Annotated in this window: 22 protein-coding genes; 15 read left to right on the top strand and 7 right to left on the bottom strand. The window is 65.1% G+C overall.

What is annotated here, in order from left to right:
* Nucleotides 1-126: 126 nt before the first annotated feature.
* Nucleotides 127-423 carry a hypothetical protein gene (locus ACNFBT_RS17475; protein WP_416751416.1) on the top strand — a complete coding sequence of 99 codons (297 nt, stop codon included), beginning with the start codon at nt 127-129 and terminating at the stop codon, nt 421-423.
* A gap of 487 nt (nt 424-910) precedes the next feature.
* Here the strand turns inward: ACNFBT_RS17475 and ACNFBT_RS17470 are convergent, their stop codons facing one another.
* A complete protein-coding gene (locus ACNFBT_RS17470) occupies nt 911-1,882 on the bottom strand; it encodes a GGDEF domain-containing protein (protein WP_416751414.1) in 972 nt (323 codons plus the stop codon).
* Between the two features lie 136 nt (nt 1,883-2,018).
* The gene (desA, locus tag ACNFBT_RS17465) at nt 2,019-3,200 is read right to left on the bottom strand and encodes a delta-9 fatty acid desaturase DesA (RefSeq protein WP_416751412.1); all 1,182 of its coding nucleotides are present in this window, start codon (nt 3,198-3,200) and stop codon (nt 2,019-2,021) included.
* Nucleotides 3,201-3,367: 167 nt separating this feature from the next.
* Between desA and ACNFBT_RS17460 the strand changes: the two genes are divergently transcribed.
* The 6 genes from ACNFBT_RS17460 (at nt 3,368) to ACNFBT_RS17435 (ending at nt 9,961) form a co-directional block, all read left to right on the top strand.
* Nucleotides 3,368-5,641, top strand: a complete 2,274-nt coding sequence (locus ACNFBT_RS17460) for a putative bifunctional diguanylate cyclase/phosphodiesterase (RefSeq protein ID WP_416751410.1) — start codon at nt 3,368-3,370, stop codon at nt 5,639-5,641.
* A gap of 139 nt (nt 5,642-5,780) precedes the next feature.
* The gene (gene oscA, locus ACNFBT_RS17455; RefSeq protein WP_017520779.1) at nt 5,781-5,963 is read left to right on the top strand and encodes a sulfur starvation response protein OscA; all 183 of its coding nucleotides are present in this window, start codon (nt 5,781-5,783) and stop codon (nt 5,961-5,963) included.
* Between the two features lie 171 nt (nt 5,964-6,134).
* Nucleotides 6,135-7,133 (top strand): sulfate ABC transporter substrate-binding protein, encoded by a 999-nt coding sequence (locus ACNFBT_RS17450; protein WP_416751408.1) that lies wholly within the window; start codon nt 6,135-6,137, stop codon nt 7,131-7,133.
* 122 nt (nt 7,134-7,255) lie between these two features.
* Nucleotides 7,256-8,074, top strand: a complete 819-nt coding sequence (gene cysT / locus ACNFBT_RS17445; RefSeq protein ID WP_416751406.1) for a sulfate ABC transporter permease subunit CysT — start codon at nt 7,256-7,258, stop codon at nt 8,072-8,074.
* Nucleotides 8,075-8,084: 10 nt separating this feature from the next.
* On the top strand, nt 8,085-8,957 hold the full coding sequence (gene cysW / locus ACNFBT_RS17440; RefSeq protein WP_416751404.1) for a sulfate ABC transporter permease subunit CysW: 873 nt from the start codon (nt 8,085-8,087) through the stop codon (nt 8,955-8,957).
* A gap of 14 nt (nt 8,958-8,971) precedes the next feature.
* Nucleotides 8,972-9,961, top strand: a complete 990-nt coding sequence (locus ACNFBT_RS17435) for a sulfate/molybdate ABC transporter ATP-binding protein (protein ID WP_416751402.1) — start codon at nt 8,972-8,974, stop codon at nt 9,959-9,961.
* A gap of 82 nt (nt 9,962-10,043) precedes the next feature.
* Here ACNFBT_RS17435 and ACNFBT_RS17430 read toward each other — a convergent pair whose 3' ends face one another.
* Entirely contained in the window at nt 10,044-10,625 is a 582-nt protein-coding gene (locus ACNFBT_RS17430; RefSeq protein WP_416751400.1) for a TetR/AcrR family transcriptional regulator, read from the bottom strand.
* Nucleotides 10,626-10,715: 90 nt separating this feature from the next.
* On the opposite strand from ACNFBT_RS17430, the gene ACNFBT_RS17425 reads away from it, so the two are divergent.
* On the top strand, nt 10,716-11,447 hold the full coding sequence (locus tag ACNFBT_RS17425) for an SDR family oxidoreductase (RefSeq protein WP_416751398.1): 732 nt from the start codon (nt 10,716-10,718) through the stop codon (nt 11,445-11,447).
* A gap of 35 nt (nt 11,448-11,482) precedes the next feature.
* Nucleotides 11,483-12,073: a 2-hydroxychromene-2-carboxylate isomerase gene (locus ACNFBT_RS17420; RefSeq protein ID WP_416751396.1), complete on the top strand. Its 591-nt coding sequence runs from the start codon at nt 11,483-11,485 to the stop codon at nt 12,071-12,073.
* Nucleotides 12,074-12,163: 90 nt separating this feature from the next.
* Here the strand turns inward: ACNFBT_RS17420 and ACNFBT_RS17415 are convergent, their stop codons facing one another.
* Complete coding sequence (locus tag ACNFBT_RS17415; protein ID WP_416751394.1) at nt 12,164-12,565, bottom strand: hypothetical protein; 402 nt, start codon at nt 12,563-12,565, stop codon at nt 12,164-12,166.
* A 128-nt stretch (nt 12,566-12,693) separates the two neighbouring features.
* On the opposite strand from ACNFBT_RS17415, the gene ACNFBT_RS17410 reads away from it, so the two are divergent.
* Complete coding sequence (locus tag ACNFBT_RS17410; protein WP_416751392.1) at nt 12,694-13,497, top strand: helix-turn-helix domain-containing protein; 804 nt, start codon at nt 12,694-12,696, stop codon at nt 13,495-13,497.
* A 6-nt stretch (nt 13,498-13,503) separates the two neighbouring features.
* On the opposite strand, the gene ACNFBT_RS17405 is transcribed toward ACNFBT_RS17410, so the two are convergent.
* Complete coding sequence (locus ACNFBT_RS17405) at nt 13,504-14,028, bottom strand: DUF962 domain-containing protein (protein ID WP_416751390.1); 525 nt, start codon at nt 14,026-14,028, stop codon at nt 13,504-13,506.
* A gap of 75 nt (nt 14,029-14,103) precedes the next feature.
* Between ACNFBT_RS17405 and ACNFBT_RS17400 the strand changes: the two genes are divergently transcribed.
* Both ACNFBT_RS17400 and ACNFBT_RS17395 read left to right on the top strand, forming a co-directional pair.
* Nucleotides 14,104-14,793 carry a Crp/Fnr family transcriptional regulator gene (locus ACNFBT_RS17400; RefSeq protein ID WP_416751388.1) on the top strand — a complete coding sequence of 230 codons (690 nt, stop codon included), beginning with the start codon at nt 14,104-14,106 and terminating at the stop codon, nt 14,791-14,793.
* Nucleotides 14,794-14,936: 143 nt separating this feature from the next.
* On the top strand, nt 14,937-15,704 hold the full coding sequence (locus ACNFBT_RS17395; protein WP_416751387.1) for a hypothetical protein: 768 nt from the start codon (nt 14,937-14,939) through the stop codon (nt 15,702-15,704).
* 4 nt (nt 15,705-15,708) lie between these two features.
* On the opposite strand, the gene ppk2 is transcribed toward ACNFBT_RS17395, so the two are convergent.
* Nucleotides 15,709-16,590 carry a polyphosphate kinase 2 gene (gene ppk2, locus ACNFBT_RS17390; RefSeq protein WP_416751722.1) on the bottom strand — a complete coding sequence of 294 codons (882 nt, stop codon included), beginning with the start codon at nt 16,588-16,590 and terminating at the stop codon, nt 15,709-15,711.
* A 178-nt stretch (nt 16,591-16,768) separates the two neighbouring features.
* Complete coding sequence (locus ACNFBT_RS17385; protein WP_416751385.1) at nt 16,769-17,737, bottom strand: magnesium transporter CorA family protein; 969 nt, start codon at nt 17,735-17,737, stop codon at nt 16,769-16,771.
* 86 nt (nt 17,738-17,823) lie between these two features.
* Here ACNFBT_RS17385 and ACNFBT_RS17380 point away from each other — a divergent pair, with 86 nt between their 5' ends.
* The 3 genes from ACNFBT_RS17380 to ACNFBT_RS17370 all read left to right on the top strand — a co-directional run bounded on the left by ACNFBT_RS17380 (nt 17,824) and on the right by ACNFBT_RS17370 (nt 21,343).
* Nucleotides 17,824-18,102: a hypothetical protein gene (locus tag ACNFBT_RS17380; RefSeq protein WP_416751383.1), complete on the top strand. Its 279-nt coding sequence runs from the start codon at nt 17,824-17,826 to the stop codon at nt 18,100-18,102.
* Between the two features lie 68 nt (nt 18,103-18,170).
* Nucleotides 18,171-18,404 (top strand): TIGR02647 family protein, encoded by a 234-nt coding sequence (locus tag ACNFBT_RS17375; RefSeq protein WP_371231716.1) that lies wholly within the window; start codon nt 18,171-18,173, stop codon nt 18,402-18,404.
* A gap of 92 nt (nt 18,405-18,496) precedes the next feature.
* A complete protein-coding gene (locus ACNFBT_RS17370) occupies nt 18,497-21,343 on the top strand; it encodes a class I adenylate cyclase (protein ID WP_416751381.1) in 2,847 nt (948 codons plus the stop codon).
* Nucleotides 21,344-21,372 lie beyond the last annotated feature (29 nt).

Here is a 21,372-nt window from a genome sequence, read left to right as displayed (position 1 = left end):
ACACTGCGAGTGCTCGATCAGAGCGGGGACGGGATGCGTGAACGGCACATCGCGGGCGAGTGCCGTAGAAAGCACTTCGGAAACAGGCCGAAGTTGAACTTTCTGCGATAACGGAAATAGCGATTGGTGCTTTTGAAGTTCCACTGGAAGTTCAAGAGCAACGATGCCTGGAAGAAAGAGATAAATACGATTGGCGATATTTCCGAAGGTCGTATAAAACTTCTTCCGGGACTTACAACTTATTGGCGCTCGCTTTCTGGCAAACCTGCCGGATGCGTATTTATGCGCACTTTGGCGGCCTCTGAAGATTCGCCTGCCGCCCTGCCTTCTTCGCTTATCTGCAGTGGCTCCGCTAACGGAGATCGCTTCGTATCGGATCCAATGCAACATTCGAAGACAAAGCTACCGCCCGAGTTCGAATGACCCGATTCCGTCAACGACTGCTCAACTGCTTATCCCTGTAGTGGCCGTTATGTTTCGCCGGGCAAAGCTACCGCCCCTCGGCCAACTCCGAAAATCTGGGAAACGACAACAAAAAAGCCTGGCTTCCGTTGCGGAAAACGCGACGGAAGTGCTCGTGCTGAGGACGGGGGTGGTGGGAAGACAGGGGGAAAGATCAAATCTTCCGTGACACGCTGCTCGTGTGAAAACTCCCCTGGTGTCTCATCCGGACACCACACGATATGGCTATGTGATTAGTAATAGTGGGGGGGTTGGAGGTATGTCAATCAAGGAAGGACCAAGCCGCCAATAATCCGACAAAAGGCAAATGCATATTTGTAAGTCATTGATTATAAAGCCGCCAATTTAATGGCATTACCAGACGAACTGCAGAGTTAATTCTCCATCGTGAAACAATGGTATTAGTCGAAAAGTATTAGTTTCGCCACCCGGCGTGAGCGGCTGTGTTTCATCCTTGAACTATGCGGTCCTTGCCGGTGCGCTTGGCCTGATACAGCGCCGCATCGGCGCGACTGTAAAGCGCCGACAGGTTCTGATCGTCCGGCTGCAGCAAGGTCAGCCCCTGGCTGATGGTCACGCTGAAGTACTGCTCGGCTTCGTTGAAGCGCAGGCGCTGGACTTCCCGTTGCAGGCGTTCGCCGATCTGCCGGGCCATCGTCTCGTTGCATCCGGGTAACAGCACGGCGAATTCCTCGCCACCGATGCGGCCGAACAGGTCGCCCCGGCGCAATGCGCCCGCCCCGCTCTGGGCAATCCGTTGCAGCACCACGTCGCCAACCTGGTGGCCATAGGCGTCATTGATCTTCTTGAAGTCGTCGACATCCAGCAGCAGGAACGCCAACGGCGTGGAGGTCGCCTTGCAGTCGCGGAAGGCCTGCTCGGCACTGTCGAAGAAGTAGCGGCGGTTGCTGCTCTGGGTCAGCACGTCGGTAGTGGCCAGGCGGTGCAGCTCGGTCTCCATGTGCTTCTTGTCGGTGATGTCCTCGGCGATGCCGACGATCAGCTGCGGCAGGCCGGCATCGTTGTGCTGGCTGACGAAGCACTTGTCGCTCAGCCAGCGCACCTGGCCGTCGGCCCGCAGGATGCGGTACTCGCGCTGCTCGATGGCGCCGCGTTCGAGCACTTCCAGCAGGCTGCTCTGGGCGTAGTCCAGGTCATCGGGGTAGATGCAGTTGTGCCATTCGCTGTAGTCCGCCAGCAGCAAGGCCGCGGAACGGCCGAAGATGCGCTCGTAGGCCGGGCTGACATAGACCATGCGCTGGGCCTGCCAGTCGAAGGCCCAGAGGACTGAATTGATGCTGGCCAGCAGAGTGCTGAAGAGCTGCTCGCGTTCCTTGAGCCGCTGTACCTCGGCGCGGCTGTGCAGTAGCGCCAGCAGGGCCTCGTCCTGATCCACAGGCATTTTGTTCTGTTCATCCATGGTTGGCGCCTCCCGTTCATCGACCGGGGCTATGACCGCAAACTACGCCAGGCTGTTGCAAAATAAACGAAAAGCCCGCCGAACGGCGGGCTTTTCTTGCGACTGGCTTCACATCGTCCTAGGACGATGGCGTCGGTTACACAGCGGGGCGCAGCGAATAGGTCTTGAGCTGCTCGGCGAATTCCTTCAGCGACTGGATGCCACTGGCTTCCGCCTCCTGCACCCACTGCTTGATCGCCGCCAGCATGTCGTGGCCGTTGGCGCTGGTCTTCACCCAGATCTGCTGCAGCGCCAGGCGCTTCTCGTAGATCACCTGCAGGGACTGGCTCTGCGCCAGCAGGTCCTGGATGCGCGCGTGATGACGCTCCTCCAGCAGGCTGGTCTCCCGCGACAGCAGGCGCTTGGCGCGGCGGAACAGGTGGCGCACCGAGGCATCGGCCTTGGCCAGCTCCTGCTTCACCAGCGGGCCGATCACCAGCTTGCGGTACTGGGCCATGATCTGGAAGCGGTTGTTGAGGATGGCCATGGCGGTGTCCATGTCCAGGCTGCCCTTGCCTTCCACCCGGTGGGCGATCGGCGCCACGCGGGCCACTTTGGCCAGGCGCAGGAAGCTGAACAGCTTGATCCAGGCCCAGCCCAGGTCGAACTCCCACTTCTTCACCGACAGCTTGGCCGAGTTCGGGTAGGTGTGGTGGTTGTTGTGCAGCTCTTCGCCGCCGATGAGGATGCCCCAGGGCAGCAGATTGGTGGCGGCATCGCGGCACTCGAAGTTGCGGTAGCCGACCGCGTGGCCCAGGCCGTTGATCACCCCGGCTGCCCACACCGGAATCCACGCCATCTGCACGGCCCAGACGGTCAGGCCGAGGGCGCCGAACAGGGCGGCGTCGATCAGGAACATCAGCACGATGCCGCCCAGCGGGTAGCGGCTGTAGACATTGCGCTCCAGCCAGTCGTCCGGGCAGTTCTTGCCGTAGATGCGCAGGGTGTCCTCGTTCTTCGCTTCTTCGCGATAGAGCTCGGCGCCGCGCCGCAGGACGGTGCCCAGGCCCTTGAACACCGGGCTGTGCGGGTCGTCGGCGGTTTCGCACTTGGCGTGGTGCTTGCGGTGGATGGCGGTCCACTCGCGGGTGTTCATGCCCGTGGTCATCCACAGCCAGAAACGGAAGAAGTGCTGCAGCGCGGAGTGCAGTTCGAGGGCGCGGTGCGCGGAGTAGCGGTGCAAATAAACGGTGACGCTGACAATGGTGATATGCGTCAGAACCAACGTGACCGCCACCAGTTGCCACGGCGACAGGTCAAGGAAACCGTTGTACCACATGGTCGATAATGAACCTCGGAAGTGGTGTGAAAGAGCGACTTTGTTGGACAAAGCCAGCTCGCATTATCACCAAGCGGGTCCGGAAAACCATCCGGTCTTTTAGATAAGAACGACCGCCTGCAGGCGTCCTTTATACTGCACAGCCAATATCTCCTCCTCGCCACCCCATGAACCCTCGACTTAGCGCCCTTCGCATCAGTCTGCTCTACCTGATGCTCGCCGCCCTCTGGATGCTGCTGGGTGACCATTGGTTACAAATGGTCTTCACCGAGCCGGCCGAGCTCCTGCGTTGGATGATCGCCAAGAAGTACGTGTTCCTGGGGGGCAGCGCGCTGCTGCTGTTCCTGCTGCTGAACCGGCATTTCTGCCGCCAGCATACGACCGTGAGCGCCCTGGCCGACCGCGAGGAACGCCTGAGCCGCGCGCTGGACGTGGTCGAGGACGGGGTCTGGGACTGGGACCTGCGCAGCCAGCGCATCTATTACTCACCAGGGTATTCCAACCTGATCGGCCTGCCCTGCGAGCGCCTGAGCGATGACGTGCTGCTCTGGGAAAATCGCCTGCACCCCGATGACCGCCGCGCCACCCTCGCCACCTACCAGGACCATATCGACGGACTGAGCGAAGAGCTCAACTGCGTCTACCGCATCCGCCACAGCGACGGCGGCTACCGCTGGGTCCACGCCCGTGGCCGCGTCGAGCGCGATGCGAGCGGAGAAGCGCTGCGCATGACCGGCATCAGCCGCGACATCACCCGCCAGCGCAGCAACGAGGACCACCTGCGCCAGGCCGCAGCGGTGTTCGAGGCGACCCAGGAGGGCCTGCTGGTCACCGACAGCCGCGGCATCATCGTGCACACCAACCCCTCGTTCTCGCGCATCACCGGCTACGCGGCCGAAGACGTGCTCGGCGGCCAGCCGTCGCTTCTCAAGTCCGGCAGGCAGGACGCCGCCTTCTATCGGCGCATGTGGGAAGCCCTGCTGCGCGACGGCGTGTGGAGCGGCGAGATCTGGAACCGTCGCAAGAGCGGCGAGGTGTACCCGCAATGGCAGCACATCCGCGCGGTGCGCAATGACCAGGGCCAGCTGACCCACTACGTGGCGGTGTTTTCCGACCTCAGCAGCCTCAAGCGCTCGCAGCACGAACTGGACTTCCTCGCCCACCATGACCCGCTCACCGGCCTGCCCAACCGCCTGCTGCTGCGCGAGCGCATCGAGCAGGCCCTGGCCCGCGCCGAACGCGAACAGGGCGGCGGCGCCCTGCTGGTGATCGACCTCGACCACTTCAAGCACATCAACGACAGCCTCGGGCACAGCACCGGCGACCTGCTGATCAAAGCCGTCGCCGAACGCCTGCAAGCCTGCCTCGACGAGCGCTGCTCCCTGGCACGCCTGGGCGGCGACGAGTTCGCGGTGATCCTCGAAAGCCCGCAGCAACAACACGCCAGCAGCCTCGCCCAGCGCCTGCTGGAAGCCATGAACGCGCCATTCGAAGTCGACGGGCAGACCATCTACATGTCCGTCAGCCTCGGCGTGAGCCTGTTCCCGGACGACGCACGCAACGTCGACCACCTGATGCAGCACGCCGACGCCGCGCTGTTCCAGGCCAAGGCCAGCGGCCGCAGCCTGTATGCCTTCTACACCCCGGAGCTGACCGCCCGCGCGCGCTCCCACGTGCAGGTGGAAGCCGCGCTGCGCCACGCGCTGGACCACGACGAACTGCGCATCTACTTCCAGCCGGTGCATGACCTGGCCAGCGGACGCATGGTCGGGGTCGAATCGCTGGTGCGCTGGCAGCATCCGCAGCGCGGCCTGGTGCCGCCCAGCGAGTTCATTCCCGTGGCCGAGGAATCCGGGTTGATCACCGCGCTCGACGCCTGGATGCTCGACCAGGCCTGCCGGCAGATGCGCGCCTGGCTGGATGCGGGCATCACTCTGGACTTCATCGCGGTGAACGTCTCCAGCCGCCTGTTCAGCCGTGGCGGCCTGGAGGAGCGCGTGGCCCTGGCGCTGGAACAGAGCGGCCTGGAACCCCATCACCTGGAGCTGGAGGTCACCGAAAGCGCGGTGATGCAGAACTTCGACCAGGGCCTGGAGCTGCTCTGCCAGTTGCGCCTGCTCGGCGTGCACCTGGCCATTGACGACTTCGGCACCGGGTATTCCTCGCTGATGCGCTTGAAGCGCATGCCGGTGCACAAGCTGAAGATCGACCAGGGCTTCGTCGCCGGCCTGCCCGATGATGCCGAAGACGCCGCCATCGCCTGCGCGGTGATCGCCCTGGGCCAGAGCATGGGCCTGCAGGTGGTCGCCGAAGGAATCGAACGCCCCGACCAGGCCGCCTTCCTCCTCACCCACGCCTGCGACTTCGGCCAAGGCTACTGGTACGACAAGCCGCAGCCCGCGCAGGCCCTGCTGGCGAAGCTGCCGCGCCAGAGCGGCTAACTGCCATTAAAAACTTTCGGATATATAAAAATTCTTAAACAGTATTTTTAAGAATATCCAGCTCCTGCCTAAGATGCGCTCACACCGCACGCGCCGCCAGTGAAACGGCCGGTGGTCAACCCACTAGGAGCAGATACCCATGAGCGCAACCCTCCGTAGCCTGGACGGCCAGGACGAAGCCAACATCCTGCGCGAAGTGCAGAGCGCCCTGCGTGGCCTGCGTTTCGGCGCCGTCGAGATCACCGTGCACAACGGCCAGGTGGTGCAGATCGAGCGCAAGGAAAAATTCCGCCTGCAGCAGAGCCCCGGCAAACCCGCCTGAGCCCCCCCGGGCCGCAAAAGCAGCGAACACGACTGGACCACCGGAGCGTCGCCATGACCGCCCTGCCCCACCGGTACTGCAGCAGCCAGCCGCGAATGCGCGGCTGATATAGCCCCCCGAAAGACCCTGCCAAACAAACACAAAGAACTGCATTTATTTCAGGAGCTGCACATGTCCATCCGCCGTTTCGCCCTGGCCGCCCTGGCCAGCGCCCTGATTGCCGGCCCGGTTTCCGCCGCCACCCAACTGCTGAACGTTTCCTACGACCCGACCCGCGAGCTGTACCAGGCCTACAACGCCGCCTTCATCAAGCACTGGAAAGCCCAGGGCGGTGACGACCTGACCGTGCAGCAATCCCACGGTGGCTCGGGCAAACAGGCCCGCGCCGTGATCGACGGCCTGAAGGCCGACGTGGTGACCCTGGCCCTGGCCGGCGACATCGACGAACTGAACAAACTGGGCCAACTGCTGCCCGCCGACTGGCAGGCCCGCCTGCCCGACAACAGCACCCCCTACACCTCGACCATCGTATTCCTGGTACGCAAGGGCAACCCCAAGGGCATCAAGGACTGGGGCGACCTGACCAAGCAGGGCGTGGAAGTCATCACCCCGAACCCGAAGACTTCCGGCGGCGCCCGCTGGAACTTCCTGGCCGCCTGGGCCTGGGCGAAGAAGCAATACGGCAGCGAAGAGAAAGCCCAGGAATACGTGAAGAACCTGTACAAGCACGTACCGGTTCTGGACACTGGCGCCCGCGGTTCGACCATCACCTTCGTCAACAACAACATCGGCGACGTGCTGCTGGCGTGGGAGAACGAAGCCTTCCTGGCCAAGAAAGAACAGGGCGGCGAGAACTTCGAGATCGTCGTACCGTCGGTCTCCATCCTGGCCGAGCCGCCGGTGGCCGTGGTCGACAAGACCGTCGACAAGAAAGGCACCCGCAAGGTCGCCGAGGAATACCTGAAGTACCTGTACAGCGAAGAAGGCCAGCGCATCGCCGCGCAGAACTTCTACCGCCCGCGCGATAGCAAGGTCGCTGCCGAGTTCGCCAACCAGTTCCCGAAACTCAACCTGGTGACCATCGACAAGGACTTCGGCGGCTGGAAAGTCGCGCAGCCCAAGTTCTTCAACGACGGCGGCGTCTTCGACAAGATCTACCAGGCGCAGTGATGCGCCAACCGCCCGGCCTGAGCCGGGCGACCCGATCCGTGCGGGCCGGTGCACAGCCCGCACGGAACGAAAACCCCCGCCCCATGGCGGGGGCTTAACGCGTTCATGAGAAAGGACAACCAATGTCACGACGCATCTCCCCGGTCATACCCGGCTTCGGGCTGACTCTGGGCTACACCCTGGTGTATCTCAGCCTGTTGGTGCTGATTCCGCTGGGGGCCATGTTCCTCAAGACGACCCACCTCTCCTGGGATCAGTTCTGGACCATCATCACCGCGCCGCGCGTCATCGCCGCGCTCAAGCTGAGCTTCGGCACCGCGCTGATCGCCGCCCTGATCAACGGCGTGATCGGCACCCTGCTGGCCTGGGTGCTGGTGCGCTACCGCTTCCCGGGACGCAAGATCATCGACGCGATGATCGACCTGCCCTTCGCCCTGCCCACCGCCGTGGCGGGCATCGCGCTCACCGCGCTGTACGCGCCCAACGGCCTGGTCGGCCGCTTCGCCACCGAGATCGGCCTGAAGATCGCCTACACCCCGCTGGGCATCACTCTGGCGCTGACCTTCGTGGTGCTGCCCTTCGTGGTGCGCACGGTACAGCCGGTGCTGGCGGACATCCCGCGCGAAGTGGAAGAAGCCGCCGCCTGCCTGGGCGCCAAGCCGCTGCAGGTATTCCGCCACGTACTGTTGCCGGCGCTGCTGCCGGCCTGGCTGACCGGCTTCGCCCTGGCCTTCGCCCGCGGCGTCGGCGAATACGGCTCGGTGATCTTCATCGCCGGCAACATGCCGATGAAGACCGAGATCCTGCCGCTGCTGATCATGGTCAAGCTGGACCAATACGACTACACCGGCGCCACCGCCATCGGCGTGCTGATGCTGGTCGTCGCCTTCGTCCTGCTGCTGCTGATCAACCTGCTGCAACGCCGCATCGAAACGCCTTGAGGAGCGCGCCATGAGTACCGCAAGCCTTTCCGCCGCGGCCGCTGCCAATGCTGCTCGCCGGGGTAACGTCTGGGGCCGCCGCGCCCTGATCGCGCTGGCCTGGCTGGCCTTCGCCCTGTTCCTGTTGCTGCCGCTGTTCGTGGTGCTCAGCGAAGCGCTGAAGGAGGGCTTCGGCACCTTCTTCGAAGCCATTCTGGAGCCCGACGCGCTGGCCGCACTGAAGCTGACGCTGATCGCCGTGGGCATCTCGGTGCCGCTGAACCTGGTGTTCGGTGTCGCCGCCGCCTGGTGCGTGACCAAGTTCGAGTTCCCCGGCAAGAGCATCCTGGTGACCCTGATCGACCTGCCGTTCTCGGTTTCCCCGGTGATCGCCGGTCTGATCTACGTGCTGCTGTTCGGCGCCCAGGGCTACTTCGGCCAGTGGCTGTCGGACCATGACATCCAGATCGTCTTCGCCGTGCCCGGCATCGTCCTGGCCACCATCTTCGTCACCTTCCCCTTCGTCGCCCGCGAACTGATCCCGCTGATGCAGGAACAGGGCACCCAGGAGGAAGAGGCCGCGCGCCTGCTGGGCGCCAACGGCTGGCAGATGTTCTGGCACGTCACCCTGCCGAACATCAAATGGGGCCTGATCTACGGCGTGGTGCTCTGCACCGCGCGGGCCATGGGCGAGTTCGGCGCGGTGTCGGTGGTCTCCGGCCACATCCGCGGCGTCACCAACACCCTGCCGCTGCACGTCGAAATCCTCTACAACGAATACAACCACGTCGCCGCTTTCAGCGTCGCCACCCTGTTGCTGCTGATGGCCCTCGTCATCCTGCTGCTCAAGCAGTGGAGCGAGTCGCGCCTGTCCCGAACCAAAGTCAAAGCTGACGATGAATAAGTGAGAGCCCAGCCATGAGCATCGAAATCCGTAACGTCAGCAAGAACTTCCACGCCTTCAAGGCGCTGAACGACATCAACCTGGATATCCACAGCGGCGAGCTGGTCGCCCTGCTCGGCCCGTCCGGCTGCGGCAAGACCACCCTGCTGCGCATCATCGCCGGCCTGGAAACCCCGGACGTCGGCAACATCGTGTTCCACGGCGAGGACGTCTCGCAGCACGACGTGCGCGACCGCAACGTCGGCTTCGTGTTCCAGCACTACGCGCTGTTCCGCCACATGACGGTATTCGACAACGTCGCCTTCGGCCTGCGCATGAAGCCCAAGAAGGAACGCCCGAGCGAGTCGCGCATCGCCGAGAAGGTTCACGAGCTGCTCAACATGGTGCAGCTGGACTGGCTCGCTGACCGCTACCCGGAGCAGCTCTCCGGCGGCCAGCGCCAGCGTATCGCCCTGGCCCGCGCGCTGGCGGTGGAACCCAAGATCCTGCTGCTGGACGAACCCTTCGGCGCCCTCGACGCCAAGGTGCGCAAGGAGCTGCGCCGCTGGCTCGCGCGCCTGCACGAGGAGATCAACCTGACCTCCGTGTTCGTGACCCACGACCAGGAAGAAGCGATGGAAGTCGCCGACCGCATTGTGGTGATGAACAAGGGCGTGATCGAGCAGATCGGCTCGCCGGGCGAGGTCTACGAGAATCCGGCCAGCGACTTCGTCTACCACTTCCTCGGCGACTCCAACCGCCTGCACATCGGCGGTGACGAGCACGTGCTGTTCCGTCCGCACGAGGTCTCGCTGTCGCGTTCCGAAGTGGCCGAGCACCGCGCCGCGGAAGTGCGCGACATCCGCCCGCTGGGCGCGATCACCCGCGTGACCCTCAAGGTCGACGGCCAGGACGAGCTGATCGAGGCCGAAGTGGTGAAGGACCACGATAGCCTCACCGGCCTCGCCCGTGGCGAGACGCTGTACTTCAAGCCGAAGGCGTTCCAGCCGGTGGCGAATATCTGATCAGGGCAACGGCCCTTTCGTAGGAGCGGGCTTCGTCCGCGATATGCTCCGCCGCGGCGAGGATCGCGGACGGAGTCCGCTCCTACGCAGATGCGTCCTGCGACTTCTCGTCCAGGTGCCGGATCAGGAAATCCCGACTCGACTCGACGATCGCCTTCTGCACCTTCTCCGTCGCCACCATCCGCGCCAGCATCAGCGCGCCGACGCATTGCGACAGCAGCGCCCAGGCATCCTCCTGCGACCCCAGCACCTCGGCCCAGGCCTGCTGCAACTCCACCAACGCATCCTCGGCGCCCTGCCGCACGGAGACGTCCGCACGGGAGATCTCCGCCCCCAGCGCCGGAATGGCGCAGCCGGCGGCGGCGTCCTGCACATGGGTGACATTCAGATAGCGCTTGAGCCCACGCTCAAGGCGCGCACGGTCCAGCACCTTGCCCTTCGCCGCGAGCCGCTCGACGCTCTGCTGCAACTCGCGCTCGACGATGGCGGCGAACAGTTCGTCCTTGGAGCCGAAGTGGTTGTAGAAGGCCCCGCCGGACAAGCCCACCGCCTTCATCAGCCCGTCCACGCCGGTGGTGGCGAAGCCGCCCTGCTTGGCAATCGCGCCGCTGCTGTCGATCAGGCGCTGGCGGGTTTCTTCCTTGTGGGTGGCTGAGTAGCGCATCGGGCGACTCCGGGAAACGGTTGACGATGGGCACGAGCATAACATAACGTTCGTTTACCTAACGACCGTTTACCCACGAGGACGAAACGCATGTCGCAGAACAAGAAAGTCGTATTGGTGATCGGCGCCGGCGACGCAACCGGCGGCGCCATCGCCCGCCGCTTCGCCCGTGAAGGCTATGTCGCCTGTGTCACCCGGCGCTCGGCGGACAAGCTGCAGCCGCTGGTGGATGCGATCCGCGCCGAAGGCGGCGAGGCCCACGGCTTCGCCTCCGACGCCCGCAACGAAGACGCGGTGATCGAGCTGGTGGAAACCATCGAGCGCGACATCGGCTCCATCGAAGCCTTCGTCTTCAACATCGGCGCCAATGTGCCGTGCAGCATCCTCGAAGAGACCGCGCGAAAGTACTTCAAGATCTGGGAAATGGCCTGCTTCTCCGGCTTCCTTACCGGCCGCGAGGTGGCCAAGCGCATGGTCAAGCGCCAGCGCGGCACGATCCTCTTCACCGGCGCCACCGCCGGCCTGCGCGGCGCCTCCGGCTTCGCCGCCTTCGCCGGGGCCAAGCACGGCATCCGTGCCCTGGCCCAGAGCATGGCCCGCGAGCTGGGGCCGATGGGCCTGCACGTGGCCCATGTGGTGGTCGACGGCGCCATCGACACCGAGTTCATCCGCGAGACCTTCCCCGAGCGCTACAAGCTCAAGGACCAGGACGGCATCCTGAACCCCGAGCACATCGCCGACAGCTACTGGTATCTGCACTCCCAACCCAGGGACGCCTGGACCTTCGAACTGGATCTGCGCCCATGGATCGAGCGCTGGTAGCCCGCCCATAACGACAACAAGAAAGAGAGCCACTCATGACCAAGAACGTCGAGTTCTACTTCGATTTCGGCAGCCCGACTTCCTACCTGGCCTACACCCAACTGCCGAAGATCTGCGCCGAGACCGGCGCCGAGCTGGTCTACCGCCCGGTGCTGCTGGGCGGCGTATTCCAGGCCACCGGCAATGCCTCGCCCATCGCCATCCCGGCCAAGGGCCGCTACACCCTGATCGACATGCTGCGCTTCGCCCGACGCTACGGCGTGCCGCTGAAGATGAATCCGCACTTCCCGATCAACACCCTTACCCTGATGCGCGCCGCCACCGGCATCCAGATGCGCCAGCCGGAACGCTTCGAGGCGCTGCTGGCCTGCGTGTTCAAGGGCATGTGGGTGGACGCGCTGAACCTGGGCGACCCGGCGGTGCTCGGCCCGTTGCTGGCCGAAGCGGGATTCGATCCGCAGGTGCTGCTGGCGCTGACCGCCGAGCAGGAGGTGAAGGACGCGCTGAAGGCCAATACCGAGGCAGCGATCAAGCGGGGGATGTTTGGAGCGCCGACGATGTTCGTTGGTGACGAGATGTTCTTCGGCCAGGACCGCCTCGATTTCGTTCGCGAAGCGCTGGCGTAAAGCGGTTCGCGAGCAAGCTCGCTCCTACGAAGAGCGCACCGGCGCTGAGCTGTAGGAGCGAGGGGGACGCCCAGTTCTTGCTCGCGAACATCACAGGGCCAGAACCGCCGACCGGCGCAGGCCGAAGAACTCCAGCTCGGCAAACAGCAAGACCACCAGCGCCTGCCCAATCACGAAGGCGTAACCCAGAGTGGTCGGCTGCACATACCCGGTCACCAGCAGGGCAACGCTCTCCACCACCCACAGGACATTGAGCGCGATCACCGCCCAGACACCGGTGCGCGACAGCGCCGTCTGATAGGACATCCAGTAGAGCACCAGCGCCAGCGGCAACAGCACGATGCCGGCGACCATCAGCAGGACGAAAGGCAGGCCGAACAGCTCGCCGAGCGGCTGCGCGGCCAGGGCCATCAGCAGGCCCATGGCGCCACCGGCGATGGCATCGATCTTCAGGGTGAGGCGAAGCAGCGGGGACGGTTGCAGCAGGGTCATGGCGAAGCTCCTTCAGGGACCGCCACCGGTTGGCGGCGTGTGGCTGCAGAATCCGCCCGAGCCTGACGCGCGTCGATTACCTGCCAGGTAATGGCCGCAATGAAGTGCAAGGTCTATCGTTCGATCCCATGAACAGTCCAGTCCAGAACAACCCAGCCCATCCCGTCGGCGCCCTGCTCCGCCAATGGCGCCAGCGCCGCCGACTCAGCCAGCTCGACCTCGCCTGCGACGCGGAGATTTCCACGCGCCACCTGAGCTTCGTCGAAACCGGACGCGCCCTGCCCAGCCGCGAGATGCTCCTGCATCTGGCCGAACAGCTGGACATCCCCCTGCGCGAACGCAACCGCCTGCTCAGTGCCGCCGGCTACGCCCCGGTGTATTCCGAGAAGGGCCTGGACGATCCGGCGCTGATCGTGGCGAAACAGGCCATCGACCAGTTGCTCAAGGCCCACGAGCCGAACCCGGCAATGGTGGTGGACCGCCACTGGAACCTGCTGGCGTCCAACCGCACGGTGGATATCTTCCTGATCGGCGTCGACCCGGAGCTGCTGCAGCCACCGATCAACGTGCTGCGCATGAGCCTGCACCCCAAGGGGCTGGCGCCGCGCATCCTCAATCTCGGCCCGTGGAAGGCGCACGTGGTGGAGCGTTTGCAGCGCGACTACGAAGCCAGCGGCGACCCGGCATTGGCGGCGTTGCGCGACGAGGTGGCGGCCTATCCGGCACCGCCGTATGACGAAACGGCCAGCGGCGACATGGTGCTGATCCCGGTGCAGTTGCAGACCGAACTGGGCGTGTGCAGCCTGATCGGCACCATCACGGTGTTCGGCACACCGGTGGACGTGACGCTGTCGGAGCTGGCGCTGGAAACCTTCTTCCCGGCCAACCCCGACAGCGCCCGAATCCTGCGCCAGCTCAGCGGCGCAGAATGAGGTAGATCAGGCGGTCGCCTTCTTCTCGCGGATGCAGGTGGGGCCGGCGCGCTCTTCCACGGCACGGCGCACTTCGTCACGCAGGCCCAGCAGGAAAGCGGCTTCGGCGGCGACGAATAGCGGCCCGACAATCAGCCCGGAGAGGTCATCGACGAACGCCGGCTTGCGCCCTTCGTACCAGTGGCCAACGAACTGGATGATCCAGCCCACCACGAACAGGCCGATGCCCCAGGTCAGCCAGGAGGCGGTGGTACCGGCGGCCAGCGCCGCGCCGATCCACAGCGACAGCGCCAGCAGCACCGTCATCAGCAGGCCGAAGCGCAGGTCCAGGCGCAGGTAGAATACCACCGAGGCCAGCGCCAGCAGCATGGCGGGCGCCAGCGTCAGGCCAGCCAGCTCGAAGCCGGGGCGCGACAGCAGGGTGGCGATGGACAGCACGATCATCGGGATACCGATGAAGTGGCTGACGATGTTCCGCCGGTCACGGTGATAGGCGGCATATTGGGCAAGGTGATCGACGAGCGTTTTCATTGTTGTTCTCCCGCAAGGTACTGGCATGATGGCGTTTGCGCGCTTTCCCACTCTGTCAGTTAGCCGACAAAGCCCATGACCGACGCCCGACCCTACCTGTCCCGCCTCAATGAAGGCCGCTGGTTCCAGGCCCTGCCCGAAAGCCTGCGCCACGCGCTGTGCGATGCCGCCGTAGTGCGCCGCCTGCCGGCCGGGCAGCGGCTGTTCGCCCGGGGCGACGCGCCGTGCGGCCTGTATTGCGTGGTGGAAGGCGCGATCCGCGTCAGCGTGGTCGGCGAGAGCGGCAAGGAAGCGCTGCTGGCCCTGGTGGAAGCACCCAACTGGTTCGGCGAAATCTGCCTGTTCGACGGCCAGCCGCGCACTCACGATGCCTATGCCGAGGGCGCCACCGTACTCCTGCAGGTGCCCGTGGCGCCGCTGCAATCGCTGCTGGCGCAGCACCCGGAATACTGGCGCGACTTCGCCCTGCTGATGAGCCACAAGCTGCGCATCACCTTCGCCGTGCTGGAGGAGCTGTCGCTGCTGCCGGCCGCGCCACGCCTGGCCCGGCGCCTGCTGATGATCGCCGAGGGCTACGGCGAGTCGGCCACCGCCAAGCGTGAACTGCACCTGCCGCAGGAACAGCTGGCGGCCATGCTTTCGCTGTCGCGGCAGACCACCAACCAGATCCTCAAGGACCTGGAGGCCCAGGGCATCCTGCGCCTGAGCTATGGCGGCATCGAGATCCTCGACCGCGAGCGCCTGCGCCACGCCGCACATGCCTAAGCCTGCAACCTGACGAATCCTCCTTTTGGATGGTTGCAGCGGCGGCGTTCGGCGCTAGCCTTGAAGGTGCTGCGACTCTGGCGCCAAAAAAACCGCACCCGGCGCCTGGCGCGGCACACAATAACAACAAGGAAACGCCCGCCATGCTCCGAAAGCTCGATGTGCTTCGCGGTATTCTGCTGTGCTGTTTCGGACTCCTCGCCCTCTCCGCCCAAGCCAACCTGCCCAGTGACGAACTGCAGTTGCAGACCTTGCAGGTCTACACCTGTCGCTCGATCAACAGCCTGCTGTTGCTGCGCGGCGAAGGCTTCCAGGAGGACCACGCCGCCCAACTGGAGAAAGACCTGGCCACCCTGGACCAGGCCATCAGGACCTACCCCAGATCCGATGAGGCGCTGAAGAAGGCCCACGCCGATTTCGTTACGCAAATACGCAACGGCGTGTCCTACGGCCCCAAGGAAGAAAACCTGCCCTGGCGCTACAACCAGGACCTCAGCCGCGCCCTGCGCGACCTGCTGGGCCAGATCGAACGCTTCGTCCCGGCCAGCACCGACGCCAGCCAGATTCCGCTGTGGCAGTTGCCGGTACGGGTCGAGTTCCTCGCCACCCAGTACCTGGGCCGCGCCTACCTCAGCGGGCTGGAACTGGCACGCGAACAACCCCAGGTCTACCTGGGGCAGGACGAAGGCGTGCTGGTGCCGTTACTGTCGCAGCGCATCGCACAACTGCCGGACACTGACGCGACCAAGAAGCTGAACACCCGCTGGGAGTACCTGAGCAAGGCGCTGCAGGACATGAACAGCAAGAGCAGCACCGTGGTCAGCACCTCGGGCCGGCCCTGGGCACCGATCATCGTTGAACGCAACGCCCGGGCGGTGTCCGGCCAGTTGATGCAACTCAGCCAGCAGTAGCGGCTCAGGCCGGAACCGGCTCCGCCTGCGGGGCCGGTACCAGGCGTTCCAGTTCGTCACGGTCCAGCTCGGCGGCCCGGCCGACCAGCAGCTCGTCCGGGGCGCGGGCGATCCTCGGGTCCTTGCCGGGGTAGTCCAGCACGTGCAGGAAGTGCCGCAGGCAGTTCAGCCGCGCGCGCTTCTTGTCGTCGGACTTGATCACCACCCAGGGCGCATCGGCGGTGTCAGTGTGGAAGAACATCGCCTCCTTGGCCTGGGTGTACTCATCCCAGCGGTCCAGCGACTGGATGTCGATGGGCGACAGCTTCCAGTGCTTGAGCGGATCGTCACGGCGCGAGACGAAGCGGCGCAGCTGCTCCTCGCGGCTCACCGAGAACCAGAACTTGAACAACTGGATGCCGTTGCGCACCAGCATGCGTTCCAGCTCCGGCGTCTGCTGCATGAACTCCAGGTACTGGCGTGGCGAGCAGAAGCCCATGACCCGTTCGACGCCGGCGCGGTTGTACCAGGAGCGGTCGAAGAAGACGATCTCGCCGGCGGTGGGCAGGTGCTGGATGTAGCGCTGGAAGTACCACTGCCCGCGCTCGGCGTCGCTGGGCTTCTCCAGTGCCACGACGCGGGCGCCGCGCGGGTTGAGGTGCTCCATGAAGCGCTTGATGGTGCCGCCCTTGCCGGCGGCGTCGCGGCCCTCGAAGAGCACGACGATGCGCTGGCCGGTGTCCTTCACCCAGCTCTGCACCTTCAGCAGCTCGACCTGCAGCTGCGCCTTCTGCTTCTCGTACTCCTTGCGCTGCAGGCGGCCACGGTAGGGATAGCCGGCGGGCAGCCCGGCGGAGGTGGAGTCCTCGTTGCTGCCACGCGGGGCCATGGCGACGGTCAGGGCCACCGGGCCATGGCTCTGCGCGCGAATTTCCTCGCCGCCTGCAGTGGGCGTTGCTGGAGCGCTGACGGGGACGGACTTGTTGGCTTCGGACTGCGGCATGGTCTCCTCCTGTGAGACGTGGGGACGGCCCTCCACTGTGCAACCCGCGCGGCGGGCCTTTGTTGACCCGCATCAACCCCGTCTAGAGCCAGCCTTTGTACTTGAACCAGTAGTAGGGAATGATCGCCGAGATCACCATCGCCACCAGCGCCATCGGGTAGCCAGCCATCCAGGCCAGCTCCGGCATGTGCTGGAAGTTCATGCCGTAAACGGTGCCCACCAGGGTCGGCGGCAGGAACAGCACGGCGGCGATGGAGAACACCTTGATGATGCTGTTCTGCTCGATGTTGATCAGGCCCAGGGTGGCGTCGAGCAGGAAGGTGATCTCTCCGGACATCTTCGACTGGTACTCGCTCAGCGAACGCACGTCGCGCTCCACCGACTTCATGCCCAGCTTGATCTCCTCGCTGATCCAGCCGTTGCTGCCCTGGCGGAAGTAGGCCAGCGGCCGGCTGATGCTCAGCAGGCTCTCGTTGAGTTTGGAAAGCAGCGAGTTGCCCCGCCCCAGTTGCTTGACGATGCCCTGCAGGTCGGCCTTGCCGCCGCTGGCCTGGCCCTCGTGGAAGATGCCGTTGGACAGCGAATCGAGCTGCTGCTGCACCGTCTCCAGCACGTCGGCGATGCGGTCCACCACGCTGTCTATCAGCGTCACGAACAACTGGTCGCTCTTGCCATCGCAGCCACCGCGCTGGGTGCGTGCCTCGAAAGTACGGAAGGCCAGCAGGTCGGTGTAGCGCACCGTCACCAGCCAGTGCGGTGTCAGCACGCAGGTGACTTCCGAGGTGCTCGGCTTGTGCTCGCGGATGCCGCCGACCACCGTGGTGGTCATGTACAGCGCGCCATTGCTCTCGTAGAAGCGCGAAGAGTCCTCGATCTCGGCCATTTCCTCACGGGTCGGCACGTCCACCGCGATGATCGACTCCAGCAACTGCTCCTCCTCCAGCGTGGGCTGGAACAGGTCGATCCACAGGGTGTCCTTGGGCATGCCGTGGCACTCGTTGCCGTTGTGACGCACCAGGCGGTCGCCGACGAGGGTGTAATAGGTGATCATGTCGCCCGACAATCCTTCCAAGCCTGAAGTTGCCCGCAGGTTGGCCAACTTCCCGCCGCTTCACAAGCCCATCGGAGAGCAACGTGATGACCGACCAAGACGATGGCGAAGAGTCCTTCGCCGAAGACACCCTGATCCAGGCCATCGAGAACCAGATCGAGAGCGAAAGCCCGCCGGCCGCCCGCGCGGTGTTCAACAAGCTCACCCTGGTCGGCTACGAGCGCGAGGATGCGCTGCACCTGATGGCCCTGGTGCTCGCCCACGAAATCGAGGCCATGCTGGCCGAAGACCGCGCCTTCGACGGCGAGTGGTACGAGCAGGCCCTGCGCGCGCTGCCGACCCTGCCCGACGGAACTGAGGCGTAACGACGCTTGCCGAACCGGGCGGACTTGAGACTACACTGGGGTCTCATTGACCATTGGGAGTTGCGCGTATGGCTTTCACCAAAGATATGGTTGCGGAACTGGACCTGCTGGCGCTCTACGATCTGGAGAACAGCCAGGCGGGCCTGAAAGTCCACCATGACGCCTCGCGGGACACCGTCGCGGCGGCCGAACGCCTCCATGCCAAGGGGCTGATCGACAAACCCGACGGAGGTTACCTGACCAGCCTGGGTCTCGACGCCGCCGAGCACGCCCAGGTTCTCTTGGGCATCCTGCGCAGCTGACCTCAAGTTTCGCCTCGAGCGGGCGATAACCTGGCAAACTTCCGGGCGCCGCACCCCCTGATGCGGCGCCGTTGGCCAGGCCGCAGTACGCCATGACGCTCACCCCCGAGATTCGCCCGGACATCGACGAAGGCATCGACCGCAAGGTGTTGGCGCAGTTGCGCCAGCGCTTCCTGAAGGTCAATGCTGGCCGCCTGCGACGCGCCAGCGAGGCGCTGTCCACGCGCCAGCAACTGGTGTTGAAGCTGCTGCCGCTGCTGCTGGACGTGAACCATCCGCTGCTGCCCGGCTACGTGTCGGCGGCAACGCCGGCGGGCCTGTCGAACTTCGTCCCGGACGACGAACTGCTCGCCGAAGCCCAGCGCCTGACCCGCTCCTTCAGCTACAAGCCACGTCGCGGCGACCCGCCGCTGCCGATCCACGGCCTGTTCCTGATGGGCAGTCTGGGCACCGTCGCCCAGGCCGAGCAGAGCGACCTGGACCTGTGGGTCTGCCACGCCTCCGATCTTTCCGCGCAGGAACTGGGCGAACTGCGGCGCAAGTGCGACCTGCTGGAGCAGTGGGCCGCGACCCAGGGCGCCGAGGTGCACTGTTTCTTCATCGAGCCGCAACGCTTCACCCAGGGCGCGCGCGACGCCCGCCTGACCTCCGACGACTGCGGCACCAGCCAGCACTACCTGCTGCTCGACGAGTTCTACCGTACCGCCATCTGGCTCGGCGGGCGCACACCGCTGTGGTGGCTGGTGCCGGTCTACGAAGAAGGCCGCTACGCGCAGTACTGCGAGACGCTGCTGAGCAAGCGCTTCATCCGTGCCGACGACGTCCTCGACCTCGGCCACCTGGCGCGCATCCCGCCCGGCGAGTTCATCGGCGCCGGCATGTGGCAACTGTTCAAGGGCATCGAGTCGCCCTACAAGTCGGTGCTCAAGCTGCTACTCACCGAGGTCTACGCCAGCGAGCACCCGAACGTCGCCTGCCTGAGCCTGCGCTACAAGCAAGCGATCTACGCCGGGCGGCTGGACGAGGACGAGCTCGACCCCTACGTGATGCTCTACCGCCGCCTGGAGGAATACCTGGCGGCGCGCGGCGAACGGGAACGCCTGGAGCTGATCCGCCGTTGCCTGTACCTGAAGATCGGCAAGAAACTCAGCCGCCCGCCGCGCCAGGGCCGCAAGAGCTGGCAACGCAAGCTGATGGAGCGCCTGTCCGCCGAGTGGAACTGGGACAGCCGCACCTACGGGCTGCTCGACAGCCGCAGCCAATGGAAGGTCCGCCAGGTGCTGCTGGAGCGCCGCGCGCTGGTCAACGAACTGACCCACAGCTACCGCTTTCTCTCCCAGTTCGCCCGCCTGCAACGGGCCGCCAGCGGCATCGACCCGCGCGACCTGAGCGTGCTCGGCCGGCGCCTGTACGCCGCCTTCGAGCGCAAGGCCGGCAAGGTCGAGTTCATCAACCCGGGCATCGCCCCGGATGTCGCCGAAGACATCCTCACCCTCGCCCAGCTGCCCGCCGAGGCCGGCAAGCCGCCGTCCTGGGCGCTGTTCAGCGGCAGCCTGGCGCTGCAGGAAATGGCCGACTTCGCGCCGCTGCGCCGCGCCCGCGACCTGATGGAGCTGCTGGCCTGGAGCCACCGCAACGGCGTGATCGACGCCACCACGCGCCTGTCCCTGCAGCCGGGCACCAGCGACCTGAGCGAATTCGAACTGCAGAACCTGCTGGGCTCCCTGCAGCAGGCCTTCCCGCTGCCGCTCCCCGACGTGCCGGAAAGCGCCCTGCTGCGCAGCAGCGTACCGGCGCAGACGCTAATCCTGGTGAACGTCGGTCTCGACCCGCTGCGCCAGCACAGCCAGATGAACGTGCACATGACTACCGAGCGCACCGACTCCCTCGGCTACTCCGGCGTGCGCGACAACCTGGTGTTGACCCTCGACCAGATCACCCTGAACAGCTGGAACGAGCTGGTGGTCAACCGCTTCGCCGGGCCCCACGCACTGCTCGACTGCCTGCGCGACTTCCTCAACGGACTGCCCACCGACGCCCCGCCGCCGCGCCTGCTGGTGCGCTGCTTCTGCCGCAACCGCGCCGTCGCCATCGCCCAGCGCGTGGAAGACCTGATCCGCGATGCCCATGGACAGCTCGCCAGCGGGCGCGGCGGGCGCTTCCTGCTGCAGGTGCGGCAACACTTCCACCTGCTGCAACTGACCCCGGGCGATGTCAGCCACCGCGTGGTGGAAGGCTTGCCGGCGCTGATCGAGCACCTGGGCGACACCCAGCAGGACAACGGCTTCCTGCAACTGGACCGGCATGCACTGGAAGGCGAAGACCTGGCGCTGATCCTGCCGCTGGGCCGCGCCAACTGCGTGCAGGTGTTCTATCGACTGGACGAGGGAAACGCCGAGATCAGCGTCCTCGACGAACGCAACGCGCTCTGGCGCCGCCAGCAGGCCTACGACAGCGAAGAAAGCCTACTGCTGCCACTGCAACGCTTCCTGCAATCGGTGCAGTACCGGCGCAATGCGCAGCTACCGCTACTTGAAGACGAGGCCTCGGTGGGCGCGGAAATCCTCTTCTACGAGGTCCTGCCCAACGGCCACCAGCGCGCGCAGCGGATCGAGCGCCGCAACGCGCCGCAGGCGCTGGAAGTGCTGCCGTACTACAACGTGCAGGCGATCATCGAACCGGGCAACCGGCAACGCGCCCGCACCACGCTGTACTGCAACCACCGCGAGTTCTCCGAACTGGAGTACGGGGACGTGCTGTTCCAGGCGGTGGCGCGGCACATCCTCGGCCAGCGCAGCGGCCAGGAGCGCTATCCCTGCTACATCACCGACCTCGACCTGTCGGCGATGCAGGAAGGCGGCGAGCTGCAGACGGTGCATTTCCTGCGTTACAAGCAGAGCCTGGAGCAGGCTCTGAACCGGGCGTTGGCCGAGGCCTGAACGGCCGCGGCGCGAAGCGCCCGGAGGCG

The organism is Pseudomonas sp. NY15181 (assembly GCF_048068055.1).
Lineage (GTDB): Bacteria > Pseudomonadota > Gammaproteobacteria > Pseudomonadales > Pseudomonadaceae > Pseudomonas.
Note: the sequence above shows the minus strand (reverse complement) of the source record. Positions and strands in the feature narration are given on the sequence as shown.

Excerpts from the sequence above, each read along its gene's own strand:
- ACNFBT_RS17470 (WP_416751414.1), bottom strand. The coding sequence starts at position 1,882 with ATGGATGAACAGAACAAAATGCCTGTGGATCAGGACGAGGCCCTGCTG.
- desA (WP_416751412.1), bottom strand. The coding sequence starts at position 3,200 with ATGTGGTACAACGGTTTCCTTGACCTGTCGCCGTGGCAACTGGTGGCG.
- ACNFBT_RS17460 (WP_416751410.1), top strand. The coding sequence starts at position 3,368 with ATGAACCCTCGACTTAGCGCCCTTCGCATCAGTCTGCTCTACCTGATG.
- oscA (WP_017520779.1), top strand. The coding sequence starts at position 5,781 with ATGAGCGCAACCCTCCGTAGCCTGGACGGCCAGGACGAAGCCAACATC.
- ACNFBT_RS17450 (WP_416751408.1), top strand. The coding sequence starts at position 6,135 with ATGTCCATCCGCCGTTTCGCCCTGGCCGCCCTGGCCAGCGCCCTGATT.
- cysT (WP_416751406.1), top strand. The coding sequence starts at position 7,256 with ATGTCACGACGCATCTCCCCGGTCATACCCGGCTTCGGGCTGACTCTG.
- cysW (WP_416751404.1), top strand. The coding sequence starts at position 8,085 with ATGAGTACCGCAAGCCTTTCCGCCGCGGCCGCTGCCAATGCTGCTCGC.
- ACNFBT_RS17435 (WP_416751402.1), top strand. The coding sequence starts at position 8,972 with ATGAGCATCGAAATCCGTAACGTCAGCAAGAACTTCCACGCCTTCAAG.
- ACNFBT_RS17430 (WP_416751400.1), bottom strand. The coding sequence starts at position 10,625 with ATGCGCTACTCAGCCACCCACAAGGAAGAAACCCGCCAGCGCCTGATC.
- ACNFBT_RS17425 (WP_416751398.1), top strand. The coding sequence starts at position 10,716 with ATGTCGCAGAACAAGAAAGTCGTATTGGTGATCGGCGCCGGCGACGCA.
- ACNFBT_RS17420 (WP_416751396.1), top strand. The coding sequence starts at position 11,483 with ATGACCAAGAACGTCGAGTTCTACTTCGATTTCGGCAGCCCGACTTCC.
- ACNFBT_RS17415 (WP_416751394.1), bottom strand. The coding sequence starts at position 12,565 with ATGACCCTGCTGCAACCGTCCCCGCTGCTTCGCCTCACCCTGAAGATC.
- ACNFBT_RS17410 (WP_416751392.1), top strand. The coding sequence starts at position 12,694 with ATGAACAGTCCAGTCCAGAACAACCCAGCCCATCCCGTCGGCGCCCTG.
- ACNFBT_RS17405 (WP_416751390.1), bottom strand. The coding sequence starts at position 14,028 with ATGAAAACGCTCGTCGATCACCTTGCCCAATATGCCGCCTATCACCGT.
- ACNFBT_RS17400 (WP_416751388.1), top strand. The coding sequence starts at position 14,104 with ATGACCGACGCCCGACCCTACCTGTCCCGCCTCAATGAAGGCCGCTGG.
- ACNFBT_RS17395 (WP_416751387.1), top strand. The coding sequence starts at position 14,937 with ATGCTCCGAAAGCTCGATGTGCTTCGCGGTATTCTGCTGTGCTGTTTC.
- ACNFBT_RS17385 (WP_416751385.1), bottom strand. The coding sequence starts at position 17,737 with ATGATCACCTATTACACCCTCGTCGGCGACCGCCTGGTGCGTCACAAC.
- ACNFBT_RS17380 (WP_416751383.1), top strand. The coding sequence starts at position 17,824 with ATGACCGACCAAGACGATGGCGAAGAGTCCTTCGCCGAAGACACCCTG.
- ACNFBT_RS17375 (WP_371231716.1), top strand. The coding sequence starts at position 18,171 with ATGGCTTTCACCAAAGATATGGTTGCGGAACTGGACCTGCTGGCGCTC.
- ACNFBT_RS17370 (WP_416751381.1), top strand. The coding sequence starts at position 18,497 with ATGACGCTCACCCCCGAGATTCGCCCGGACATCGACGAAGGCATCGAC.